The organism is Macrococcus animalis (assembly GCF_047425875.1).
Classification (GTDB): domain Bacteria; phylum Bacillota; class Bacilli; order Staphylococcales; family Staphylococcaceae; genus Macrococcoides; species Macrococcoides animalis.
The window spans coordinates 2,240,399-2,262,571 of record NZ_CP179727.1 but is presented as its reverse complement, the minus strand read 5'-3'; the positions used below and the strand labels follow the sequence as shown (position 1 = coordinate 2,262,571).

Here is a 22,173-nt window from a genome sequence, read left to right as displayed (position 1 = left end):
GCACCTATTCATATTGAATAGGTGCTTATTTTACTATATTTCAAAGCTATCAAAGTCTTTTACAATTTCAAAATTCATTTCAGGATAAGTGATTTGTATCATTTCTTTTAATCGAGCGATATCTTCTAAATTATAACGATTGCTTACATGATTAATTAAAACTTTTTTTACTTTACTTTCACTAACGAGTTTCGCTACATCGTCGATATGACTGTGGTAATACTTATGACTTAGGTCTAAATCACCATCTAAATAAGTACTTTCATGTACGATAACATCTGCAGATTGTGCTAATTCGATTTCTGTTTCACAAGGCATCGTATCACCAAATATCACAACTACTTTACCTGGTTTATCAGGTAAACGGTAGTCTTTCGTTTCGTATATTACACCCTCAAAATCAACAGTCTGTTGTGTCTTAAACCGTTGATAAATTGGGCCGGGCATAATTCCAGAATGAATCAGTTTATCAGATAATAAATTTCCTTGAGTATCAGGAAATTGAAGTCGGTAACCAAAAGAATCAATACCATGATTTAGTTTCTTTATCGTCACTTTAATTTGATTTATATGAAGCACATCTCCATCTTCAATTTCAACGATTTCAATCGGATAGTTTAAATGAGAACCGGAGATTGATAGTGTCGTTTCAATATAAGTCTTTATCCCTGCAGGTCCATACAAAGTTAATGGTTTATTTTCTCCACCTTGAAAGCTCCTCGATGTTAATAATCCAGGTAATCCGAAAATATGGTCACCATGTAAATGCGTAATAAAAATGTTATCTAATTTACCTAGTTTAATATTTGTATGTAATATTTGATGTTGACACGCTTCACCCGCATCAAATAGCCAAAATGTGTTGTCTATAGGAGCAAGTGACAAAATAATTGTCTGTGTATTTCTTTCCTTTGTAGGTAATCCTGCACTCGTTCCTAAAAATGTTATCTCCATTCCAATACCACCTTTTATTTCATCACGTTATTATAGCATGTTTTAATTGTTTTTTTAGGCATTGTATGAAAAAATAAAATAGACTTTAATAGAATCGAGGTATTTATTTTGGACATTGAAAAGCAAAATATTCCCTGCTTGATCACAATTTTTGGTGCAACAGGTGATTTAAGTCACCGCAAGTTATTCCCGTCCCTATTTCATTTATTTCAACAAGATAACTTGAATGAACATGTTGCAATTATTGGTATTGGTCGACGAGACTGGACTAATGAAAAATTTAGAGCAGAAATCAAAGCTTCTATTGAAAAATTCGTCAAGGATACAAACAAATTAGACGAGTTTATGGAGCATGTGTATTATCAATCTCATGATGTAAACAACAAAGAAAGCTATGATGCACTGCTTAAAACTGCTGAAACTTTAGATGAGCAATATGGCTTAGAAGGCAATCGATTATTTTATTTAGCAATGGCACCTGAATTCTTTGGAACAGTGTCTGATTTCTTAAAATCAAGTGGATTAACAAAAACAAAAGGTTTCAAACGATTAATTATTGAAAAACCCTTTGGTAAAGATTTGGCATCAGCAGAGAAATTAAATAGCCAATTAAGAAAATCATTTAAAGAAGAAGAAATCTATCGTATTGACCATTACTTAGGTAAAGACATGGTACAAAATATTGAGGTTATTCGTTTTAGTAATGCGATGTTTGAACCACTATGGAACAATAAATATATTTCAAATATTCAAGTAACTTCTTCAGAAGTATTAGGTGTTGAAGATCGCGGTGGTTATTACGACAATAGTGGTGCATTAAAAGATATGGTACAAAACCATATGTTACAAATTGTTTCATTACTCGCGATGGAACCACCAATTTCATTATCATCTGAAGATATACGTAATGAAAAAGTAAAAGCTCTACGTTCGATACGTAAAATACAACCTGAACACGTAAGGAGTTATTTCGTACGTGGACAATATGATGTAGGAGAAATTAACGGTGAACAAGTGAAACGTTACCGTGATGAAGAAAATGTTAATCCAGAAAGTAACACACCCACTTTTGTAGCTGCAAAGGTGATGCTTGATAACTTTAGATGGGCCGGTGTCCCTTTCTACATTCGTACTGGTAAACGTATGAAAGAGAAAGAAATCCGAGTTGTCGTTGAATTTAAAGAAATGCCTATGAATTTATACTATCAAAAAGATAATCAACTCGATTCTAATTTACTCGTTATTAATATTCAACCCAATGAAGGGATTGAATTACACTTAAATGCACGTAAATATATTGAAGGTATTGATACAGAACCTGTTAAATTATCATATGCTATGACTACTCAAGATAAGATGAATACTGTAGATGCTTATGAGGGATTAATTTATGACTGTTTAAAAGGCGATGCGACGAACTTTACACACTGGGAAGAATTAAAAGCTACATGGAGCTATGTAGATACAGTTGCAGAATATTGGGATTCTCATCCAGCACCGTTCCCGAATTATCAATCAGGGTCTAATGGTCCTATCAAGAGTGACTTATTATTAAGCCGTGATAATTTCCATTGGTGGGACTTCTAAAATAATACTAATTAATATTAATTCAACCTTTGAATCATATGGTTCAAAGGTTTTTATTGTGCTTTGATTGTGTTAATATTTGATTTATGGATAAAAAATATACTGAAATATACATGAACTATTCAGAACAAGATTTTGAAACACTATTAAATATTGAATCAATGCCATATATTGAAACTTTTACGAATCATCATTCTAATAGATATGAACCAACAATATATCAAGATTTAGTAACATTAATCGAAGTAACACAAAGTGATTACGATGACACATCACTTCTCATCGATTTTGGATCTGGATTAATGCGTGTTCCAATATTTTTAAACTTTATATTAAATATTCAAGCCATGGGTATAGAATTGAATAAACAGCTTTATTTGAAAAGTAAAACTAACATCAAAGATTATCAACTAAAACATCAATCTAACCACGTAAGTGCACTAAATATTAATGCTTTACAATATCATTTTACAGGACAAGAAACACATTTATTTTTCTTTAATCCATTTTCTATCTTTATATTTCAAAAAGTCATGGAAAATTTAATGGATTCTGCTATAGAACATTGTTATATAATCTTGTATTATGCCAAACCAGAATATGAAATTTATTTGAGTGATTTAATAAACTTTAAACTAAAATACTCTATTCCTTTAAAAAATTTCAAAGAAGACCCTTCAGAAAAAATTAATATTTACCAATATACACAAATAAGTAAGGGAACACCCTAGGAAGAAGTGAACTATGTATAATATTGATTTAATCCAAAAAACAATCGTCTATATTGAAGATCATTTATTTGAGTCGTTAAATTATGAAATTATGGGAGATTATTTAAACGAACATCCATTGCATATAAATCAATCATTTACGATGATTGTGGGAATGAATATTGAAGAATATATTCATCACCGAAAAATGACTGAAGCTGCAAAGAAATTATTAAATGGTAACTACAGACTCATCGATGTCGCAAATCAATTTGGTTTTGCAACAGCACATGAATTTAGCGCTGCATTCAGTGCACATCACGATATATCACCAATACAAGTAAGAAGTAATGCAAACCAATTAAAGATGGTTGAACGTGTGTACATCGAACTATCTACAACAAATGTTGCACCGATGAACTATAAGATTCAAACGATTGATGATTTAAGTCTCGTAGGATTACAAGAAAACGTTCAATTCAATGAATTAAATAATCATTTTTTAATACCTGATATAATTTTTGAGCTTAAAGAAAAAGATGAAATTAAATCATTATTATCTTTTAGTTCGAACAAAAAAATTTATGTAGTAGTCCAACCAATGCAACAAAGTATTGAAATCTTCATTGGGGTTATATCGGAACGTACATTTGATTATGACACAAAACAAGTCTTTAATGGCGAATATGCGGCTTTTCAATCTAGAGGTAAACTTGATTATGTGTTCAATGAAATTTGGCATTCTGTTGAACGCCAAGTTGACTTTAACATACATTATGAAAGAAACAGTCAGTATATTTATATCTTCCCAGAAGATTTAGATTTTGATAATAGCTTTAATAAAGTTGAGTTGTGGTTACCTATAACAAAATAAAGAGGAGAGACTAATTGTCTCTCCTCTTTTTGTATATATTATCGCTTCGTCGATAGCCTATATTACTTCCAATCGGTATGGAATACGCCTTCTTTATCCTTACGCTCATAAGTATGTGCGCCGAAGTAATCACGCTGTGCTTGGATTAAGTTTGCTGGTAAATCTTTTGATGTATATGAATCAAAGTAGTTAATTGCAGCTGCGAAACTTGGTGCTGGTGTTCCCGTCATAATTGCTGTTGCTGCTACTTTACGTAAGCTTGTTTGATATTTTTCTACAACATCTTTGAAATATGGATCTAACAATAAGTTTTGAAGCGCTGCATCGTTATCATATGCTTCTTTAATTTTTTGCAGGAATTGTGCACGTATGATACACCCTTCTCGCCAAATCATAGCTAAGTCGCCTAATTGTAGGTTCCAATTATATGCTTCACTTGCTACCTTCATTTGTGCGAATCCTTGAGCGTAACAACAAATTTTACTCATATATAAAGCTTCACGAATTGCTTCTAAAAATTCTTCTTTATTTCCATCAAAGGCTGTTTTTTGTGCATTAATATTTTCACTTGCAATAACTCTTTCTTCTTTTTGGCTAGAAATAAAACGTGCGAATACACTTTCTGTAATGATAGTTAAAGGCTGACCTAAATCTAAGGCGTTAATTGAGGTCCACTTACCTGTCCCTTTTTGACCTGCTTTATCCATTACTTTCTCGACTAACGGGTTGCCATCCTCATCTAACTTTTTAAAGATATCTGCTGTGATGTCAATCAAATAACTATCTAGTTCACCTTCGTTCCAAGATTTAAATGTATCCGCGATTTCGTCATTTGACATATCTAGCACGTTTTTCATTAAATCATAGCTTTCAGCGATAAGTTGCATATCTGCATATTCAATCCCGTTATGTACCATTTTCACGTAATGTCCTGCACCGTCTGGCCCGATATATGCAACACAAGGTTTGCCATCTTCTGCTTTAGCAGCGATAGATTCTAAGATCGGTTTCACTAACTCATACGCCTCTTTTTGACCTCCAGGCATAATTGAAGGTCCTTTTAATGCACCTTCTTCACCACCAGAAACACCTGTTCCAATGAAATTCAATCCTTTTTCAGAAAGATATGCATTACGACGAATTGTATCATTATAATTTGTATTACCACCATCAATTAAGATGTCACCTTGATCTAAAAGTGGAATCAAACTTTCGATTGTTGCATCTGTTGCCTCACCCGCTTTAACCATCATCATGATTTTACGAGGTTTTTCTAAACTATCAACAAATTCTTCTAATGTGAAAGTAGGAAAAATATTCTTACCTTCCGATTCTTTCATCATCTCTTCTGTTTTTTCTTTTGAACGATTAAACACTGACACTGTATTGCCACGTGATTCAATATTCCAAGCTAAGTTTTTACCCATTACTGCTAATCCGATAACACCAATTTGTTGTATACTCATAATTTACCTCTTTCAAATGAATTTTCATGCTTATTATAGCACATGTTTTACTGGATTAAACTAAACAAGCTTAATGATTTCAACGACTTGCTCAGTTAATTTATTTAATTCTTCTATAGGCATCTTTTCATTTACTGTGTGAATATCTTCATATCCTACGGCAAGAACAACGGTTGGAACAAATTGATTAATAAAGTTCGCATCGCTTCCACCACCATTTGACACAACTTCAGTAGTAAGACCAATATTGGTTGCTGCTTTTGATGCAACTTCGATAGCTCTAGTATCCTTTTCAACGTGGAACGCCGGATAATTCACTTTAATTTCCACATCTACTTTTCCACCTATTTCTTTAGCTGCAGTTAAGAATGCTTCTTTCATGTGTGCTACTTGTGCTTCCATTTTACTGTCTACTAAACTACGTGCTTCAGCAACAATTGTACATTTTTCAGCTACAATATTTGTACGTGATCCACCATCAATTGTCCCAATGTTAGCTGTTGTTTCTGCGTCAATTCTACCCAGTTTCATATTACTGATTGCACGTGCTGCTATGTTAATAGCACTAACACCATTCTCAGGAGCCACGCCTGCATGCGCAGTTACGCCAGTAATTTCTACATTTAACGTTGCATTTGTTGGTGCTTGATTAACGATAGTTCCAACTTTACTACCCGCATCTAAAGCGTACCCAAATTTAGCAGCAAAATGTGACCCATCAAGGACACTCGCACCAATTAAATGCGATTCTTCACCCACTGAAATTACGACTTCGATATCACCATGCGCAATGTTTTCTTCTTTAATTGTACGAATCGCTTCAATCATGGCTGCTATTCCAGCTTTATCGTCTGCCCCTAAAATAGTCGTTCCATCGGTATGAATTACATTATCCGTAATGATAGGTTTTATACCGTTACCCGGTGTAACGGTATCCATATGACAAGATAAAAGAATTGTATCTTGGTCCGTACTACCTTTTAATTTCATAATTAAATTACCTGCACCAAATCCTGTTTGTGATTGCGTGTCATCTTCAGTAACTTCAAATCCAAGATCTGTATATAATGTCTTTAAATGATTCGCGATTTCTCGCTCGTTACCTGATTCACTATCAATACTTACTAATTCAATAAATGTATCAATTAATCTTTGTTCATTCACTTTAAACACTCCTCATATTAGTTATACAACAATCGTACCAAACAACAGACAATCAATAAAGAATAACACGTGAAATCAAATATTTGATATAATAAAAAAAACACTTTGAAAGGAAGACTTAGTTTGAATAATAAATTAGCACGTAAAATTTTCATCATCGTCTTACTCGTTTTTATCGTGGCAGCATTAGTTTTAAGTAGTGTACTACCATATTTAATGAATTAAAAAAACGTTGAGACGACATCGTCTCAACGTTTTTTAGTACATCTTTAGAGAACCGAAATTTTGTTTAATCATTAAGTAACTTTCGATTTCTTTAAGCAATTGAATGGCTGCAGAACGCGATCTTAAATGTTCATGCGAATCCGGCAAAGCATGTGTATCTAAATCTAACATAATTTCATATAAATCATGCAAACGTAAAGCAGTAAAGTTATTACTGGTAATATTGTTAGATAAATCATTCAATAATCCACTACACTTCATGTGCAATTTATCTTTACAACTAATATCATTAATTAGATGTGTCATACGCGCTAATAATTCTAATTGAGATTCACGCATATCAAAATAATGATAATAAGAATTATCGTTACGTGAGAAATGATTCTCAACTTCTGTATACGCTAAAGACTTAGCTCGTTCAATTGTATCGTGTAATTTATCAATATCATTAGTATTCAATACAATTTCAGGCGTTTTTAATGCGTCACTTAAACGACTTACAATCACCTGAAATTCCATTTCTATGATTCGTTTATACCCTTTTAATTCTTTATTATGGTTCGGCATATATAAATTTAGAATTAAAGCAATTCCCATACCGACACATAATAATAAAAACTCATTAATCGCTAGAGCCCAGTCAATATTTCCTGAATTAAAACAATGCATGATAATTACAATACTCGTTACTACACCTTCTTGAATACCAAACATCACTGTGACCGGGATAAATAATAATACTAAAATTCCTAAAACGATTGGATTAAATCCAAGATGCATAAAGAAAATATATGAAAACAATATACCGAGCAAGCACGAGAAAAAACGCGCACTTGCCGCATCTAAAGATTTTACTTTAGTATTTTTAACACAAAGTACGACTAAGATAGCAGCTGATGTGAAATTTTCTAACCCCATCAACTTACAAATATAAACACCTAATGCCATTCCAAATGCGGTCTTTATCGTACGAAATCCTATTGTATAAGGTTTAATCTTCATGGATTAATTAACGTTCCTCACAATGCTCTTCAAATAAAGCTTGAATATTTGTGATTACGCTCATTGGATCATGACCTTCAATTTCATGTCTTTCAATCATTTTTACAATCTTACCGTCTTTAAGTAATGCAAATGAAGGACTACTTGGTGGATAACCTTCAAAGTAATCACGAGCAGTTTCAGTAGCTTCTTTATCTTGACCAGCAAATACTGTAACAAGTTGATCAGGTAATTTATCATAATGTAAAGCATGAGCCGCTGCTGGACGAGCAATACCACCTGCACACCCACATACAGAGTTAATCATAACGAAAGTAGTGCCAGGCTTTTCAAATGTATCTTTAACTGCTTCAGGCGTAGTTAACTGTTTGTAACCAGCAGTTTCGATTTCTTGACGCGCGTTGTTTACGAAGTCTTCCATAAACATATTAAAATTCATATCCATTGATATAACACCTCTTCTAAATTGATACAACTATCATAACGAATAACGAATGGTAAATCTAGTGATTAATTCGTGAAATATAAAAAGATATAAATAATATATAGGTTATTATAGCAAGGTAGCGTATTATTTCACATTTCTGTTTCAAGATTGTTCGTTTGCTATTACATTTAATCTCATCAATTCTTACCACCACGGTATCCGAAGTAAAATATCATAATCTTTTCACACAATATCAAAATTTTCATTTTACACTTTGTTATAATAAAGAAAAAGGATGTGATTATGATGAAGCGGGTAAAACGTATAGTAATAACACTTGTCACCCTGCTTGTTTTATTATTTCTAGCATTCAATATCTTTATCGCCTACAACTATAGCTCAAGTATTTCAAATTTAATTCCTGCAAAAGAAACACAAAAAAATAAGTATACCTATTTAACAAAACACAATTTCGACTATAAAACGTTTGAAAAGCAAAATGATATTCAATCTTTTAATATCCAATCTACATTTGAAGATCATCAAATACCCGTCGCTCACATCAATAAAAAACAGTCTAAAGGTAATGTCATATTGTTACATGGTTTAGGCGGTACAAAAGAAACGGTCTATCCCATTGCTGAGATGTTCTTGAAGATGGGTTACACAACTTTTATGTATGATCAACGTAACTCTGGTGATAACACTGCACCATCCAATACATTTGGTATAAAAGAATCCAAGGATTTAATTGATATTGTGCGTTACGTCAACGATAAACAAAAAGCAGAAAAGACAATCATTTGGGGAGAATCATTTGGCGGGGCAACGACAGCATTTGCAAGTCCGAAGCTCAATGACCAAATTGATACTATTATTTTAGATAGTCCAATGAGTAACGGTAAAAAAATGATTGATAAAAATGTCGCACCCATCAGCAAAGAAACCGGCATGCCTCTTGGTTATTTAAATGCTTTAGGAAGTATTGGTTTCAAAGTGACGCAAGGTATTTGGTTTAATGATTTAGATGCATCTCAAGCTCTAAAAAAATCAACAACACCTATTCTTATTATGCATAGTAAAACTGATAAAATTATTGATTATCAAGATGGAGTCGATTTATATCAAGCAAGTCGAGCTAATAAAAAAGAATTATATGAAATTAAAGGTTCAAAACATACAGAATTTATATTTGATCATCCTAAAACATATCAGAAAGTAGTAACACAATTCATTGAAGAATAATATTTGGAGGTTGTTATGAAATCCCCGACTACTATTAAAAGATTAATAGAAATTACGATTGATTACATCGTCATATGTATCTATTTATTATTACTACTAGCTGTAACATCAACCTTTTATTATTTTGTATATAAAGGGATTACAGAATTCACTGAAATTGAATCACAATTCATCGCAACATTCACATCGGTTGTTCCAATAATATTACTGTTTACTTATTTCGATTACTATTCAAATACGCCAGGTAGAAAATACACGAAATTAAAATTACATTTTAAAAAGAAATCATACGGAAAATCCCTTCTTCGCAATATCGTTAAATTCACACCTTGGCAAATCGGCCATATCGGTACAATACATGGTGTTTATTCAAACTTTGATTTAACATCTATCATCATTACAAATATAGCTACATTACTATTATTACTCATGCTCTATTTAGGATTACTCACAAAAGATAAACGACATTTAGCAGACATGATTGCTGGTACAAGCGTTTACTCAAATTAATACCAATTTTATTGACATATACACCTCCCTTCATTACTATTTACAGTAATCTATAAGGGAGGTGTATTTATGTCACATGAAATTATTATTAGACCCATACAACCAAAAGATAATCCAATCATCCATAAAATCATACAAACATCTCTTGAATCATTCAACTTAGATATCCCTGGCTCAGCATATTTTGATCCTGAATTAGCCCAACTTTCAACATATTATGAAGCGCGTGACAATGCTGAATATTGGGTTGCTGAAAAAAATAACGCAATACTCGGTGGCATTGGAATTGCGCCATTTAGTAAAGATGGCAAGATATGCGAACTTCAGAAGCTCTACTTATCACATTCAGCTCAAGGACAAGGTGTATCTAGGTTATTAATGGATACCGCTTTAGGATTCGCATCACAACACTATAAAGCATGTTATTTAGAAACGATGGCTAAATTAGAAGTCGCATGTATCTTGTATGAAAAATATGGATTCGAATTATTAGAACAACCTATTGAAGGTAGTGACCATGGTGCAATGGATCGATGGTATTTAAAGCAATTATGAAACGCATATTAACACTGGTTTTACTTCTACTTTCAATTCTGCTCATCTTTATTAACCACGAAAAAATATTACATCAATATGAGAATATAAAAATTGCAATAATGCCTGATCCGATGGCTGTAAACACATATGATAACGGTCAATGTACATATTATGTTTTTGACAAGGTTAAGCAAGATGGAAATATGATTAAACGCTCTTGGCGAGATGCTAAGTATTGGGCAAAAAATGCACGAGTTGATGGTTATTTAGTCAATCAGCAACCAAAAAAAGGTGCACTCCTTCAGTCACCGCGTGGTGAACAAGGACATGTTGCATATATCGAACATGTCTATCAAAATGGTGCTGTAAAAGTCTCAGAAATGAACTACACGAAGCCGTATGAAATTACGGAGCGTATTCTATATAAGAACGATATAAAGAGATATCAAATCATACATCCTAAAGATAATCCAAAAAAATCACCGCAATCATAATAAATGATTGAGGTGATTTCTTTTATACCGATAAATTGATGTGATTTACCTGTCCATTCTCATCAACAGTATATAGGTCGGGATTCTTCATCGATTGCCAATCTTTAAAACAAAATGTCTCATCATAATACATAATCATTAAAGCAATGAGATTACCATGAGAGACAATTAAATTGTTTTCTTTTGGATTTAGCGATGCGATAAAATTAATTGCTCGTTCTTGAGCTTCTCGACTTGTTTCTCCATTATTAAATTTAATATCGAAACTTGTGAATGTTAGTTTTAATTTTGATAACCAATCTTCAATCTCTATATCAGATAATATACGTTCTGCTAATGGTTCAACAATATTGATAGGCAGTTCATTTTTGTTTGCAAAAGGAGTTACAGTATCAATTGCCCGTTTCATTGGACTTGAATAAACCTTATTAATATCAAGTTTTTCCAAGTCTGTAACGATAAGACGAGCATTTTCTAAACCTTCATTTGTTAATTCTGCCTCTAAATGTTGTCCATTTGCTTTTGCATGTCTCAATAGGTATAACACTATCTATCATCACCTCTCTATTTTTTACTTTGGCCATTGATCTAACCAATTTTTTTGCTGAATACGCGTCTTATTTTATTATATCTACCAAAGCAACTTAAATAGTAATTTTCATGTTTACTGCTTACAATCAATCTCTATTACAATATATTATAACTAATTGAAGCCACTTCTATATTCAATTTAAAACATATCAACATTATATACAAATATACAAAATATTAAAGGTAACAAAATTTTCAGATAATTTATACTACAACAATCCTTTATTTCTTAGATTGAACATCGATAAAATACACACTAAGTATGTTAACGCTGAAGTGATATATACCCATTGTATCGGTACTATTTCTGCGAATGCACCAATTGTTATTATCGATAATAAATATCCAAATTCAATAACAGTTGATTTAAATGCTGTAAGTATCGTAATATGTTTTTCAGGTATCTCAGAAATGATAAGTGTTTCTTGTAGAATGTCCTTCGACTGAAATGCAAGTCCCATAACAAATATCAATAGGACTGAGATGATTGGTATTTGTATCATTCCAAAAATTATGACTGAAATAACATAAATTATCTGACAAATAATAATTGTAGAAATATTAAGAGCTGAGAGTTTCTTTAACTTATAAATAGCAATTGAACCAATCATCGTTCCCGCAAAATATGCTGCATTAAAATAACCCCACCAAGATGTATCCTCATTTAAAAATTCTATTATAAATGCTAACTGAATTGCACCAATCCAAATTGTAGATATTAAAGCTTCGATGAACTCTATTAATGTTAGTTGCTTTAGTAATGGAAAACTAAACAATAAGCGATAACCGTCGACAATGGATGAAGTACTTCGTTGTTGTCTTTCAATTAACTCCATTTTATTAATGGGAAGCATCAATATATTGACTATTGCAATGATGAAACCTAAAAGTGTTAATGTCATTACTGTAATTATACTTGTAACGGCTAACACCCAACCTGCGATAATATAACCAGAAAACATAATTGCTTGATCGAAAGATGAAATACCAGCAATAACTTTAGCAACTTCATTTTCTTCAAAGGCATTTTTAATTAATGTGTTCTTTAATGGATAAAACATTCCATTAAAAAATGATATCAAGGTAGTTAATATATAGACGCATATTAAATTTTCAAAATACATACACATCAACATTAATATTAAGAAAATTATTTGTGCTGATGTATTTATTATCAGTATATGTTTAATAGTAAATTTCTGAGTAAACTTTTGTATAGACAACTTACTTACCATCTTAGCTATCAAATTAATGAATGTCGTTAAACTGGCTAAGAAAGTTGATTGTGTTATTTCATATACGAAATATGTAATTGCCACGTTATAAAAAATGAATCCGGCACTAAAAGAAAGTTGTATGAATAATATGTTGTAATAAATTTTAGGCATATTGTTTCTCCATGATAATTAAAGTCTATAAAAATAATTATCATGAATTTTCTGATAAATTACTATCGGTCAATCGAATGAAATAGTGTAAAAATTGAATAAAAATACCCTAAAGTTTAATGTAGAAATTCGAATTAATAAAGAAGCACAAAAAAATACGCCTACCTCAAGGCGTATTTTTACAAGGACTTATGACCAAACCTCATTGCAAATATTATTTTATATCATCAAAATTTCTAACTTTTGTATCTTTCGTCGCTTCTTCTCGAAATTGAAATAACATTACCAAACATACAATCAATAATAATAATGGAATTAAAAATGGAATATAGTGTTTAAAACCAAATTCGCTACCTCTAACGATATAGTAAATAAAGAACATCCAACATGCATTTAAAAATAATATAAATAACTTATCTCCAAAATTCATCTACATCACCCCTATTTAATATCAATTTCTACTACGCTATTATCATTAAAATGATGCACAAAATCATGATTAGCTTTGTCACCTTTATCATCAACTTTAAATCTTATATATTGGTTGTTTACTGAAGTACCTTCTAAATGAGATTTCATATCTTTATTAATTTCGATTCTCGGATTGATAACCTTTAATGTTCTCTCAGTTGTGCCGTTATTAATTAATGCAAGTGCAACATACACTTTCCCTTTCAACTCATAATCCACCAAAATGATGTTTAACTTGTTTGGATTTGTCTCAGGAATAAAATTAATTATCGTAGTATCGTCATGTGCAATACTTTTAGAGAACGAGTTAGTAAGAGCAGTATCTATATCTGTATTGGAATCAATAATTTCGCTTTCTAATTGAAATGCAATACCTGTTGATTCATCAGTTGTACCGCCAGCACCATTCTTTAAAGTATTATCAACCATATCGCCAACATAATACTTTGCAATCGTATTACCAATCCTCGTACTTTTGCTAATAGACTTCATATTGGCCTTTGGATTAATATTATGATTTACTATTTTTATTCTGTACTTATTAGTTTTAGGGTTTTGAATTGCATAACCAATAGCATAATCATAAGTTGTCATATCGTCTTTAATTTTATTCACATACATTGAATAAAACTTTGGGTTCGATTTTGGATCTGGATTCATCAAATGACCTTCACTATCATCTTTAGGGAAAAAAGTATTTCTAAAATCATTCATTGCATCTTTACCACTGATGTATTCTTTTGATTGCAGTGCGTTAATATGTGTTGAGTGATTTATATGCTTAATGTCAGCAGATGTCTTATTAAACTCATAGTTTAAAATAAAGTATGCAATAATTGCTATCATCCCACAAATGACTAATATTCTATTTATTAAATTCATAATGTTCACCTCTTTGTCTTCAATAAATTTTACCATAGATTTACTTTAAATGACATAAATTATAAAGTAATACAAAAAGCTATCCATTTAGGATAGCTAAAGATTATTTAAGATTTATTTTTTTATAACGCATGTATTCATTCTCTTCTTTCTTATAAATCCAAACAGAATCAACTTTAAATGATTTTATTTTAATATTACTATTTATTTCTTTTTCCATATTTCTTAAATCATCAACAGATAGTTGATTTGAACTAAGTCCAGAAGGATATGTTGTTTTACCAATTGTGATATGGCCAACATAGTTTTCATCCTCAAAATACTTTTGCTTTTCGTCTTTAGGAACATATAATTCTCTAACTATATTTTTATGCAAATGATTAAGTTCTTCTGAATCTATTGATAAATATAATACAATATCTCCAAAATATGCAGTTCCTGATAATTTAACATTAAATTTTGGCGTTGATCTAACTATATTTTCAACTGTAATAATCCACTGCTCATCATCAGTTAAACAACTTTGCGCTTTTAATGTAATATGAGGTTCAACGCCTAATTTTTTAATATATTTCTTTTGTACCTTAATAACTTCATCATATATATGTAGTGGTGGTATGATGCCTATAAAATATTGTGCCATTACAATTCACCTTCTAATTTATTTAATTGCACTCCAAACTTTCTTTGCAACACTCTTTGGTGATTGAGGATTTTGACCGGTAATAATATTTCCATCTACAACAACATATGGTGCCATAGGTAATACCGCTTTCTTATAATCTGCACCCTTTTTCTTAAGTTCATCCTCGAGTAAGAAAGGGACTTTATTCGTTTTCTTAACCATCATCTCTTCTAAATTTGAAAAACCAGTCACTTGTATGTTTTGTAATCGATCTCTATCAAAGTTCAACAATGCTGCACCACCATGACAAACAGCTGAAATTACCTTTTTATCTCTATCCATCTCAGTAATAATTCTTTTAATATCATCATTATCAGGAAAATCAAATACTGTACCATGACCACCAGTAAAATATACGGCATCATATTCACTAGTATCCGCTTCATTTATTGGCTTCGTGTTCTCTAATAATTTCATAAAGCTTTCATTTTCCATGTAGTTTTTTGTATTATAATCTAACATCATTGTGCTAACACTAAAAGGATCTACAGGTACTTTTCCGCCTTTAACACTGAAAAGTACGATTTCTGCTTTTTTCTGAGTAAAATAATCATAGAAATGCACTAATTCACTTAACCACAATCCTGTTTCTTCATCTATGCCCTTATAATGATCTGTGTTGGTATTAACGACCATAATCTTTTTCATGAAAATCACTCCTTATAAAAATCTATATAGTTCTATTTACCCCAGAATGGTAATTATTATCCATATGTTTAAAGAGAATATGAAATAATTCTTTCATCTATTTATTTTCAAACTTAAAATAACAATTATTGTGTTATAATATATTTATTAGAAGGTATTACAATGAAATTTTTCACAATCAATAACCCATATCTAGATAAAATAAATCTAACTACACCAATCATTACGAGTTTAGTCTTCATTGCCTTTTTAGTCTTAAATATTCATACCTTATCTGTTCGTAATGAACATAGGGTCCTTATTCTATGTATAATATCATCAATTATTTTCATCCTATTTCTGATTCTAAATGCTTTAACTATATTTTCAGTTCTCAAAAGAAGATTAATGATTAAACAAAAAAAGTAAGCTTCGTAATGACACTTACTTTTCAATTTTGTATTATCTTCTACATAATTTCTCTCAATTTATCATAATCAATTTCAATTCCTTTTCTTTCAAGTGCTTCATCTACTAGTTCTAGTAATTCTTCGTAACTTTCATCTTCATCAGACATATCTAACACACCCTCTTCTATCATTTCATAATAATCTGCTTCACCTTGAACAACAACGAAACATCTAGAATATAATAATAAATCAGATGACATATTATCATCAATCTCGCCGTCCATCATCGCATCTATCTCTATTGACTTTGACAGTACTTCTGCCAAAGTATTATTAAACATAATGATTTCTTGTTCTGAATATTTAGCGAGTTTTTTTATTGCTTTTTCGATATCTAACTTTCTTTTAATTAGCTTATTAAGCATTTCCCAGAACTGATCCTCATTCATATATTCATAAACAATACTTGCTTTTTTAGCTTCATATCGAGCAGTTTCTTCATCCATTTCTTTTTGAAATTCTTCAGGATATGTTTCTCTGAACCAATCATAATAAATTTCACTTGCAGATAATAAACCAAAACTAGGATATGTAGATGGTTTGACAAAACTTGTATCAATATTACCTACTATCGTATACATATCATCTTCTTGAGCGAATTCTTCTGCTCCATGTTCTTGATCAAATTTCCAAAATCTTTCATGTTTTTTTAAATTGTATATATCCTCATCATCTAATGTTGGAGGTACGTCTTTTAAGTAGGTTGATATAACTACGAGAACCGATTTTTCTTTTTTATCATATCCATCAATTACAATCATACAACCGTATTTATTTCTAGGTAATTTTTCAGCAATTACATCGCCTTTTTTAAGAGTTTTAAACATGATGCCACCTCTATTTTGTTTTTATTATAATTATATCTCTATTTTATCTATAAATACATAAAGTACGATAATCTTGATACCCCCTTTTTTGACTTATTTTTACATATAAGCTATGATAACCATATCAAACTGTTGTAGAAGATACATTAGATGAAGCACCTGATGCATATAAGCCAATTGATGAGATCATCAAACATATACATGAAAGTGTTAACATCATCGACATCATCAAACCTGTATACAATCATAAAGGCATTGAATCACCAAAATGGTGGCAACAAAAGAAAAAGTAAGTGTCCATTCCGACACTTACTTTACTTTTTGTATAAAGCTATATAATTTTTCAATATCATCTAAATGTTGATTACACACATTACTATCATGACAGATATAATCACCCTTCTTCGTATATGTCCCGTCACTATTCGTTTTTGTCTTATTTAAAAATAAAGACACATCTGATTCATGCTGACATATAGAACAGAAACCTTTCACTTTAGAAGGTGATAATTCGCCGTACAAACTTTTAAACGTACTATCTTCACCTTTATAAACGATATACTTCCTACTAGCTGCATTATCATTCCAACCTATATAACTCATCATTTGAAGGTCATATTGATCACTTGGTGGTATCTTTAATTTCTTAACCTTCTTAAATAATTTTTCCATTTGTTTTGCTGAAGGCATTTCAAAAGGCTCAACAAATTGTTTCATTTCAGAAAGTATCATTGTTGCTCTTGCTTTAGAAAGTCTTACATCATCTAATTTTGCGATATATTCACTTGCATCAATATCATTGATGATATATATTGCACGAATTTCATCTAAAATAATATCTTTTTGGGCTTTGTTTGTAGTAGGATCGTTTGTTTTGTAAATCTTTAATAATTGATTCACCTTGATCATCACTTGCGCGAATTCATATGCTTTTATCATTATGTCTATACCTCACTTTAGTGATAAGAGTATAGCACAATTTAATGTTGATTGTAATATAATAATATTGTTGATGTCATCACTAATTTTAATTTATATACAAATTTAGAAATAAATTATCGATACTTGTATGCGATAGAAAAAATTAATAATGAAATAACAGCTCTAATTAAAATATGACTTATATGTAATTCACCCGTCATTAATCCATGAATTAAAGCTAAAATTAATAGTACTGATACGATAATAAATAATAACATCATGACATTAACTCCATTTGCCAATATTGCACTAATTGCAGCAACTATCGTCAATAGTGAATAAAATAAAACAAGAATTATTAATAGTATCATCATTTAATTTCACCCATTTTCAATTTCATTTTTTCTAAAACTTTTTTAGCAACTTCAATTTCACTTTTAATTTTTGTTATGTCGTTCAATTTTTTGTTTATAAGCGTTTTTATCATTTTATTATCCTCTTCGGACATTTCCATAATTTTTTCTAGAGTATCTAGTTGATCATCTAAAACGATAAAAAATAACCACTCATAAGCTTCGACTGAGCTGAGTGGTAGTGATTATAAAAATACTAGAAGGTTAGTCACCATCTAGATGGATCTACAAGAGGAGTATTCAAGCACTCCTCTTTTCAGTTACATTTTACAATGAAATTAAGTAATAATCAAAGTTCTAATCACTTAATTTAAATACTACTAATTACACTATACATATTAATATTTCTGTGTTATATTATGAATGAATAAAAAATAACATTCATTCAGGAGGTGCTGATTATAGACAAAAAAGCATTAATCGATGAAGCTGCCTACGAAGTCTTCAAAAGTCTCGGATTCAAGAAAACTAATATTTCAGCAATTACAAAGAAAGCTGGTATTGCAACAGGTTCATTTTATAATTACTACGCTTCTAAAGAAGAAATATTTCTAAAAATCTATATCCAAGAAAACAATAAAATACGCGAATTCGTAAAACAAAACGTAGATTGGGATGCAGATCCCATTGTCATTATTCAACAGCTTTTCGCCATTTCAGTTCAAGCACAAAAGGATAACAACATCATGAAAGAATGGGAAAACAATGATATTAATTACTTGATGAAGGATTATTATAATTCTGAAGAAGGTAAAAATGAATATCAGTTCCATCATTTCTTATTGCAAAAATTTCAAGAAAAATTAAATGATATGAATATCAGCAAAGATGAAATCACAAAAATTCTGAGTACTTACGAACTGATTTATGCGATTGATACAAAATTAGATCACAGTGGTATTCACAATTTCGTAGAATCATATCAATATTTAGTTGAAAACTTTATAAAAGGTATATTTTTAAACAGAGAGTAATCTACTCTCTTTTAAAATAAAAATAAATGAATGAACACAAAAATATATTCATTCATAATTGGAGGAAGTTCTTTTGAATATTAAAAACGTAATTGCTACTTGTCTCTTACTCATCGGTCTATGTATTATCGCCCTAGGTATCAAAGAATCAGGATTTGATTTATCGAATATCGACTTCATGTCAATGTGGATCTCAGGTATTTTCACATGCTGTTTAGGAATATGTATTTCAACAATTGATAATCTCCTAAAAGTCATTTGTTTAATCATTGCATTAATCGCGTCAATACATTATTTATTGATACTTCAAATGGAACAGATAGTTACACTCATTTCAGTTATATTTACTGCAGGATTTTTTGTAATACTTATAATTTATATTTGGAAGAAAGGAGAAAAAGTATGGAAATCATAGGAATGATAGTTGGGCTGTGCATTATATTAATTGTTGTGATTGCATTATTAAATCGAAACAAAAATAATCAACCTATTGCTGTACCGAATAGAACGATTACACTTGATGAACTCACTATGAATGATGGTCGAAACGGAAATAATGCATATATCGCGATTGATAATATCGTATTTGATGTTAGTGGATCAAAACATTGGGAAAATGGAGAGCATCATGGTGCAATGGCAGGTAGAGATATTACTGAAGCATTTAGAAAATCACATCACAATGATAAAATGTTGAGAAAGATGAAAGCAGTTGGAAGATTAGATATCAATGAATAGCTAAATAAAAAGTAGTCGAAGAAAATGATCTAATGTTATTTCGACTACTTTTTTACATATTATTTTTAATTAAGTTATAGGCATTATACAAGCTGAAACAATCGTACAAATTTTGTTTAAGAATTCATCGCTTACCTTCTCAATTGTTTTATATTCTCTAGCATTTAAATCAATAGTCTTTGGATGTTGACATAATACTTTACCTTTAGTAATTAAGTTATCTTCTATATTAATATGCAAAGGGAATGAATTAGAAGTTGAAGAAATTGGACATAATATAACTAAATTTGTGAATTCATTAAAATCTTTATTGCTAATTACTAATGCAGGACGGTATCCCGCTTGTTCTTTTCCTTTAGTTGGATTTAGATTTAGCTTAATAATAGTTCCTTGTTCTACCATACTTCATTACCTGTAGGTTTACCCCAATCAAATTCGCTTGGCTTATTTTCTGTTTCATAGTTTTCAAATAATTCTCTTATTAATGAAATATTCTGTTGCTGTTTTGTTAAAATAATTTTCTCATCCTGCATTTTCAAATTAAATTTTTGATTCTCATCTAGATTCATTTCTTTAACTATTGTTTTCGGTATTCTTATTCCTTGACTGTTTCCCCATCGTTGTAGTGATACTTGCATATCATTCACCTCTTTAAAAGTATATACATAGTATATACCTAGCAATGAGTTTTGTCACTTATTACACTCGGAATACTACTACAAATCTTTCCAATAAAAATATTGTCCTACATCTCCGTAACACTTCTCTATGTTAAACAATAATTTATATCCATGTTTTTCATAAAATTTTGGTGCTTGAAACGAAAATGTATTGAGAAAAACATGCTTTAACCCTTCACTTCTACCCTTTTCCTCAACATAAGTTAATAATTTACTTCCTAAACCATGTTTTCTGTATAATTCATCAACAAATAAAAATTCAATCTCAATTGTAGAAAAAGTTGATTCTGCCACAATACCTGCAATAATTTTACCGTTATCTTCGATATTAAAATTAAACTGTTTTCTTTCTCCCCAATTTGGTTCATTATATTCTTTTATCTTCTGATGAATATATTCATTTACTGCTTGTGAGCTTTCATTTATCTCAAACATTAATCCACCTCAATTATTTTTTTGACTATTTTTCCAATCGAATTCGGTTTATATATAGAAATGTCTTTTTGAATATAACGCTCGATTACATCTTTCATATCATCTCTAAGTTGTCTCAACTTTTCAATCATTACAACTTTATTATCAACGAGAGCAACCTCTGTTTCAATCCATGGTGAAATTAACTGATAGAATTCACCAATAAGGAATATTGAAATAAATGGATTGAACTCATCTTCAACTTCCATAGAATAATATTGGAATGTATCAGTACTACTTTCATTCAACCACTCATTTAATTGTAACCAGAATTCAATAATGGCAATATCTTCATCAAAATAAACAATATCATTATATTTGATTTTCAAATTTGCATCTAATGCCATAAAATTACCCGGTTTCGCACGTTTTTTATATGATAAGTCATCCATAGGACTTTTAACTAAATCAAATTCAAAGTTTAACATTATTCAGCCCTCGTTTCTTGATGGAAATACAACTTCCAATCATCTTTCTAAAGGTATTATATTGATTGGACTCTCAAACATAAAATAAATATTAAGTATAAAAAAGACCCTTTCATACGGAACGTATGTTCTAATTAATTTGTTTACCTATTATAATTAATATTGTAGATTAGTTTATGTTGGTGGCTAGCCCAAGGGGGTGATGCCTATCTGAATTGAAATAGGTGTTGCTTCTAGAAAGGAGTAACATGTCGCCATATGAGATAATGAGTATTGTGTTAGAGTTTTTATCTATCATAATACTGCTCATAATTGCGGTTTTCGATGCAGAAAAAAAGTAACCACTCATAAGCTTTGACGAGCTGTGGTTACTACTAAAATGAATATAAGGCTAGTCACCGTCTGAACG

General features: G+C 30.6%; 28 protein-coding genes. 10 read left to right on the top strand and 18 right to left on the bottom strand.

What is annotated here, in order from left to right; all coding sequences use genetic code 11:
• Window positions 1–33 precede the first annotated feature (33 nt).
• Window positions 34–954: a ribonuclease Z gene (gene rnz / locus ACMGE9_RS11995; protein ID WP_414042998.1), complete on the bottom strand. Its 921-nt coding sequence runs from the start codon at window positions 952–954 to the stop codon at window positions 34–36.
• Window positions 955–1,062: 108 nt separating this feature from the next.
• Here rnz and zwf point away from each other — a divergent pair, with 108 nt between their 5' ends.
• The 3 genes from zwf (at window position 1,063) to ACMGE9_RS11980 (ending at window position 4,125) form a co-directional block, all read left to right on the top strand.
• Window positions 1,063–2,541 (top strand): glucose-6-phosphate dehydrogenase, encoded by a 1,479-nt coding sequence (gene zwf, locus ACMGE9_RS11990; protein ID WP_414042997.1) that lies wholly within the window; start codon window positions 1,063–1,065, stop codon window positions 2,539–2,541.
• An 86-nt stretch (window positions 2,542–2,627) separates the two neighbouring features.
• Window positions 2,628–3,272: a hypothetical protein gene (locus ACMGE9_RS11985; protein ID WP_414042996.1), complete on the top strand. Its 645-nt coding sequence runs from the start codon at window positions 2,628–2,630 to the stop codon at window positions 3,270–3,272.
• A gap of 13 nt (window positions 3,273–3,285) precedes the next feature.
• Window positions 3,286–4,125: a helix-turn-helix domain-containing protein gene (locus ACMGE9_RS11980; protein WP_414042995.1), complete on the top strand. Its 840-nt coding sequence runs from the start codon at window positions 3,286–3,288 to the stop codon at window positions 4,123–4,125.
• 62 nt (window positions 4,126–4,187) lie between these two features.
• On the opposite strand, the gene gndA is transcribed toward ACMGE9_RS11980, so the two are convergent.
• From gndA to ACMGE9_RS11960, 4 genes are all read right to left on the bottom strand, one after another.
• Entirely contained in the window at window positions 4,188–5,591 is a 1,404-nt protein-coding gene (gene gndA, locus ACMGE9_RS11975; protein ID WP_414042994.1) for an NADP-dependent phosphogluconate dehydrogenase, read from the bottom strand.
• A 60-nt stretch (window positions 5,592–5,651) separates the two neighbouring features.
• On the bottom strand, window positions 5,652–6,755 hold the full coding sequence (locus ACMGE9_RS11970) for a M20/M25/M40 family metallo-hydrolase (protein WP_414042993.1): 1,104 nt from the start codon (window positions 6,753–6,755) through the stop codon (window positions 5,652–5,654).
• A gap of 258 nt (window positions 6,756–7,013) precedes the next feature.
• Window positions 7,014–7,982, bottom strand: coding sequence for an aromatic acid exporter family protein (locus ACMGE9_RS11965; RefSeq protein WP_414042992.1), 969 nt, complete (start codon window positions 7,980–7,982; stop codon window positions 7,014–7,016).
• A 7-nt stretch (window positions 7,983–7,989) separates the two neighbouring features.
• Entirely contained in the window at window positions 7,990–8,427 is a 438-nt protein-coding gene (locus ACMGE9_RS11960; RefSeq protein WP_414042991.1) for a BrxA/BrxB family bacilliredoxin, read from the bottom strand.
• Between the two features lie 285 nt (window positions 8,428–8,712).
• On the opposite strand from ACMGE9_RS11960, the gene ACMGE9_RS11955 reads away from it, so the two are divergent.
• From ACMGE9_RS11955 to ACMGE9_RS11940, 4 genes are all read left to right on the top strand, one after another.
• The gene (locus ACMGE9_RS11955) at window positions 8,713–9,654 is read left to right on the top strand and encodes an alpha/beta hydrolase (RefSeq protein WP_414042990.1); all 942 of its coding nucleotides are present in this window, start codon (window positions 8,713–8,715) and stop codon (window positions 9,652–9,654) included.
• A gap of 15 nt (window positions 9,655–9,669) precedes the next feature.
• Window positions 9,670–10,164, top strand: a complete 495-nt coding sequence (locus tag ACMGE9_RS11950; protein WP_414042989.1) for an RDD family protein — start codon at window positions 9,670–9,672, stop codon at window positions 10,162–10,164.
• An 81-nt stretch (window positions 10,165–10,245) separates the two neighbouring features.
• The gene (locus ACMGE9_RS11945) at window positions 10,246–10,719 is read left to right on the top strand and encodes a GNAT family N-acetyltransferase (RefSeq protein ID WP_414044502.1); all 474 of its coding nucleotides are present in this window, start codon (window positions 10,246–10,248) and stop codon (window positions 10,717–10,719) included.
• Window positions 10,698–11,195 carry a CHAP domain-containing protein gene (locus ACMGE9_RS11940; RefSeq protein WP_414042988.1) on the top strand — a complete coding sequence of 166 codons (498 nt, stop codon included), beginning with the start codon at window positions 10,698–10,700 and terminating at the stop codon, window positions 11,193–11,195. The genes ACMGE9_RS11945 and ACMGE9_RS11940 overlap by 22 nt, the downstream gene beginning before the upstream one ends.
• Window positions 11,196–11,217: 22 nt before the next feature.
• Here the strand turns inward: ACMGE9_RS11940 and ACMGE9_RS11935 are convergent, their stop codons facing one another.
• The 9 genes from ACMGE9_RS11935 to ACMGE9_RS11895 form a co-directional block, all read right to left on the bottom strand.
• Complete coding sequence (locus ACMGE9_RS11935) at window positions 11,218–11,730, bottom strand: histidine phosphatase family protein (protein ID WP_414042987.1); 513 nt, start codon at window positions 11,728–11,730, stop codon at window positions 11,218–11,220.
• Window positions 11,731–11,995: 265 nt separating this feature from the next.
• Window positions 11,996–13,174: an MFS transporter gene (locus ACMGE9_RS11930; RefSeq protein WP_414042986.1), complete on the bottom strand. Its 1,179-nt coding sequence runs from the start codon at window positions 13,172–13,174 to the stop codon at window positions 11,996–11,998.
• 214 nt (window positions 13,175–13,388) lie between these two features.
• On the bottom strand, window positions 13,389–13,604 hold the full coding sequence (locus ACMGE9_RS11925) for a hypothetical protein (RefSeq protein WP_414042985.1): 216 nt from the start codon (window positions 13,602–13,604) through the stop codon (window positions 13,389–13,391).
• An 11-nt stretch (window positions 13,605–13,615) separates the two neighbouring features.
• Window positions 13,616–14,527, bottom strand: a complete 912-nt coding sequence (locus ACMGE9_RS11920; protein ID WP_414042984.1) for a hypothetical protein — start codon at window positions 14,525–14,527, stop codon at window positions 13,616–13,618.
• Window positions 14,528–14,630: 103 nt separating this feature from the next.
• Window positions 14,631–15,170 carry a 2'-5' RNA ligase family protein gene (locus ACMGE9_RS11915; RefSeq protein WP_414042983.1) on the bottom strand — a complete coding sequence of 180 codons (540 nt, stop codon included), beginning with the start codon at window positions 15,168–15,170 and terminating at the stop codon, window positions 14,631–14,633.
• Between the two features lie 18 nt (window positions 15,171–15,188).
• Window positions 15,189–15,860, bottom strand: coding sequence for a type 1 glutamine amidotransferase domain-containing protein (locus ACMGE9_RS11910; RefSeq protein ID WP_414042982.1), 672 nt, complete (start codon window positions 15,858–15,860; stop codon window positions 15,189–15,191).
• Window positions 15,861–16,308: 448 nt separating this feature from the next.
• On the bottom strand, window positions 16,309–17,136 hold the full coding sequence (locus ACMGE9_RS11905; protein ID WP_414042981.1) for a DUF4240 domain-containing protein: 828 nt from the start codon (window positions 17,134–17,136) through the stop codon (window positions 16,309–16,311).
• Window positions 17,137–17,445: 309 nt separating this feature from the next.
• Window positions 17,446–18,075 (bottom strand): FusB/FusC family EF-G-binding protein, encoded by a 630-nt coding sequence (locus tag ACMGE9_RS11900; RefSeq protein WP_414042980.1) that lies wholly within the window; start codon window positions 18,073–18,075, stop codon window positions 17,446–17,448.
• A 116-nt stretch (window positions 18,076–18,191) separates the two neighbouring features.
• Window positions 18,192–18,431: a hypothetical protein gene (locus ACMGE9_RS11895; protein WP_414042979.1), complete on the bottom strand. Its 240-nt coding sequence runs from the start codon at window positions 18,429–18,431 to the stop codon at window positions 18,192–18,194.
• A 431-nt stretch (window positions 18,432–18,862) separates the two neighbouring features.
• Here ACMGE9_RS11895 and ACMGE9_RS11890 point away from each other — a divergent pair, with 431 nt between their 5' ends.
• From ACMGE9_RS11890 to ACMGE9_RS11880, 3 genes are all read left to right on the top strand, one after another.
• Window positions 18,863–19,444: a TetR/AcrR family transcriptional regulator gene (locus ACMGE9_RS11890; RefSeq protein ID WP_414042978.1), complete on the top strand. Its 582-nt coding sequence runs from the start codon at window positions 18,863–18,865 to the stop codon at window positions 19,442–19,444.
• 73 nt (window positions 19,445–19,517) lie between these two features.
• Complete coding sequence (locus tag ACMGE9_RS11885) at window positions 19,518–19,859, top strand: hypothetical protein (protein ID WP_414042977.1); 342 nt, start codon at window positions 19,518–19,520, stop codon at window positions 19,857–19,859.
• Window positions 19,847–20,182: a cytochrome b5 domain-containing protein gene (locus ACMGE9_RS11880; protein WP_414042976.1), complete on the top strand. Its 336-nt coding sequence runs from the start codon at window positions 19,847–19,849 to the stop codon at window positions 20,180–20,182. Before ACMGE9_RS11885 ends, ACMGE9_RS11880 begins: the two co-directional genes overlap by 13 nt.
• Before the next feature lie 69 nt (window positions 20,183–20,251).
• On the opposite strand, the gene ACMGE9_RS11875 is transcribed toward ACMGE9_RS11880, so the two are convergent.
• From ACMGE9_RS11875 to ACMGE9_RS11860, 4 genes are all read right to left on the bottom strand, one after another.
• Window positions 20,252–20,584, bottom strand: coding sequence for a type II toxin-antitoxin system PemK/MazF family toxin (locus tag ACMGE9_RS11875; protein WP_414042975.1), 333 nt, complete (start codon window positions 20,582–20,584; stop codon window positions 20,252–20,254).
• Window positions 20,578–20,820, bottom strand: a complete 243-nt coding sequence (locus ACMGE9_RS11870) for an AbrB/MazE/SpoVT family DNA-binding domain-containing protein (RefSeq protein WP_414042974.1) — start codon at window positions 20,818–20,820, stop codon at window positions 20,578–20,580. Before ACMGE9_RS11870 ends, ACMGE9_RS11875 begins: the two co-directional genes overlap by 7 nt.
• Window positions 20,821–20,898: 78 nt before the next feature.
• Window positions 20,899–21,297 (bottom strand): GNAT family N-acetyltransferase, encoded by a 399-nt coding sequence (locus ACMGE9_RS11865; RefSeq protein ID WP_414042973.1) that lies wholly within the window; start codon window positions 21,295–21,297, stop codon window positions 20,899–20,901.
• A complete protein-coding gene (locus tag ACMGE9_RS11860) occupies window positions 21,297–21,764 on the bottom strand; it encodes a hypothetical protein (protein WP_414042972.1) in 468 nt (155 codons plus the stop codon). The genes ACMGE9_RS11865 and ACMGE9_RS11860 overlap by 1 nt, the downstream gene beginning before the upstream one ends.
• Window positions 21,765–22,173: the final 409 nt, after the last annotated feature.

Bases quoted from the DNA above. Each gene is read 5' to 3' on its own strand.
- ACMGE9_RS11960 (WP_414042991.1), bottom strand. From the start codon at position 8,427: ATGGATATGAATTTTAATATGTTTATGGAAGACTTCGTAAACAACGCG.
- ACMGE9_RS11980 (WP_414042995.1), top strand. From the start codon at position 3,286: ATGTATAATATTGATTTAATCCAAAAAACAATCGTCTATATTGAAGAT.
- ACMGE9_RS11860 (WP_414042972.1), bottom strand. From the start codon at position 21,764: ATGTTAAACTTTGAATTTGATTTAGTTAAAAGTCCTATGGATGACTTA.
- ACMGE9_RS11985 (WP_414042996.1), top strand. From the start codon at position 2,628: ATGGATAAAAAATATACTGAAATATACATGAACTATTCAGAACAAGAT.
- gndA (WP_414042994.1), bottom strand. From the start codon at position 5,591: ATGAGTATACAACAAATTGGTGTTATCGGATTAGCAGTAATGGGTAAA.
- ACMGE9_RS11910 (WP_414042982.1), bottom strand. From the start codon at position 15,860: ATGAAAAAGATTATGGTCGTTAATACCAACACAGATCATTATAAGGGC.
- ACMGE9_RS11900 (WP_414042980.1), bottom strand. From the start codon at position 18,075: ATGATAAAAGCATATGAATTCGCGCAAGTGATGATCAAGGTGAATCAA.
- rnz (WP_414042998.1), bottom strand. From the start codon at position 954: ATGGAGATAACATTTTTAGGAACGAGTGCAGGATTACCTACAAAGGAA.
- ACMGE9_RS11930 (WP_414042986.1), bottom strand. From the start codon at position 13,174: ATGCCTAAAATTTATTACAACATATTATTCATACAACTTTCTTTTAGT.
- ACMGE9_RS11875 (WP_414042975.1), bottom strand. From the start codon at position 20,584: ATGGTAGAACAAGGAACTATTATTAAGCTAAATCTAAATCCAACTAAA.
- ACMGE9_RS11955 (WP_414042990.1), top strand. From the start codon at position 8,713: ATGATGAAGCGGGTAAAACGTATAGTAATAACACTTGTCACCCTGCTT.
- ACMGE9_RS11865 (WP_414042973.1), bottom strand. From the start codon at position 21,297: ATGTTTGAGATAAATGAAAGCTCACAAGCAGTAAATGAATATATTCAT.
- ACMGE9_RS11940 (WP_414042988.1), top strand. From the start codon at position 10,698: ATGGTATTTAAAGCAATTATGAAACGCATATTAACACTGGTTTTACTT.
- ACMGE9_RS11925 (WP_414042985.1), bottom strand. From the start codon at position 13,604: ATGAATTTTGGAGATAAGTTATTTATATTATTTTTAAATGCATGTTGG.
- ACMGE9_RS11905 (WP_414042981.1), bottom strand. From the start codon at position 17,136: ATGTTTAAAACTCTTAAAAAAGGCGATGTAATTGCTGAAAAATTACCT.
- ACMGE9_RS11915 (WP_414042983.1), bottom strand. From the start codon at position 15,170: ATGGCACAATATTTTATAGGCATCATACCACCACTACATATATATGAT.
- ACMGE9_RS11870 (WP_414042974.1), bottom strand. From the start codon at position 20,820: ATGCAAGTATCACTACAACGATGGGGAAACAGTCAAGGAATAAGAATA.
- ACMGE9_RS11920 (WP_414042984.1), bottom strand. From the start codon at position 14,527: ATGAATTTAATAAATAGAATATTAGTCATTTGTGGGATGATAGCAATT.
- ACMGE9_RS11895 (WP_414042979.1), bottom strand. From the start codon at position 18,431: ATGATGATACTATTAATAATTCTTGTTTTATTTTATTCACTATTGACG.
- ACMGE9_RS11950 (WP_414042989.1), top strand. From the start codon at position 9,670: ATGAAATCCCCGACTACTATTAAAAGATTAATAGAAATTACGATTGAT.
- ACMGE9_RS11880 (WP_414042976.1), top strand. From the start codon at position 19,847: ATGGAAATCATAGGAATGATAGTTGGGCTGTGCATTATATTAATTGTT.
- ACMGE9_RS11965 (WP_414042992.1), bottom strand. From the start codon at position 7,982: ATGAAGATTAAACCTTATACAATAGGATTTCGTACGATAAAGACCGCA.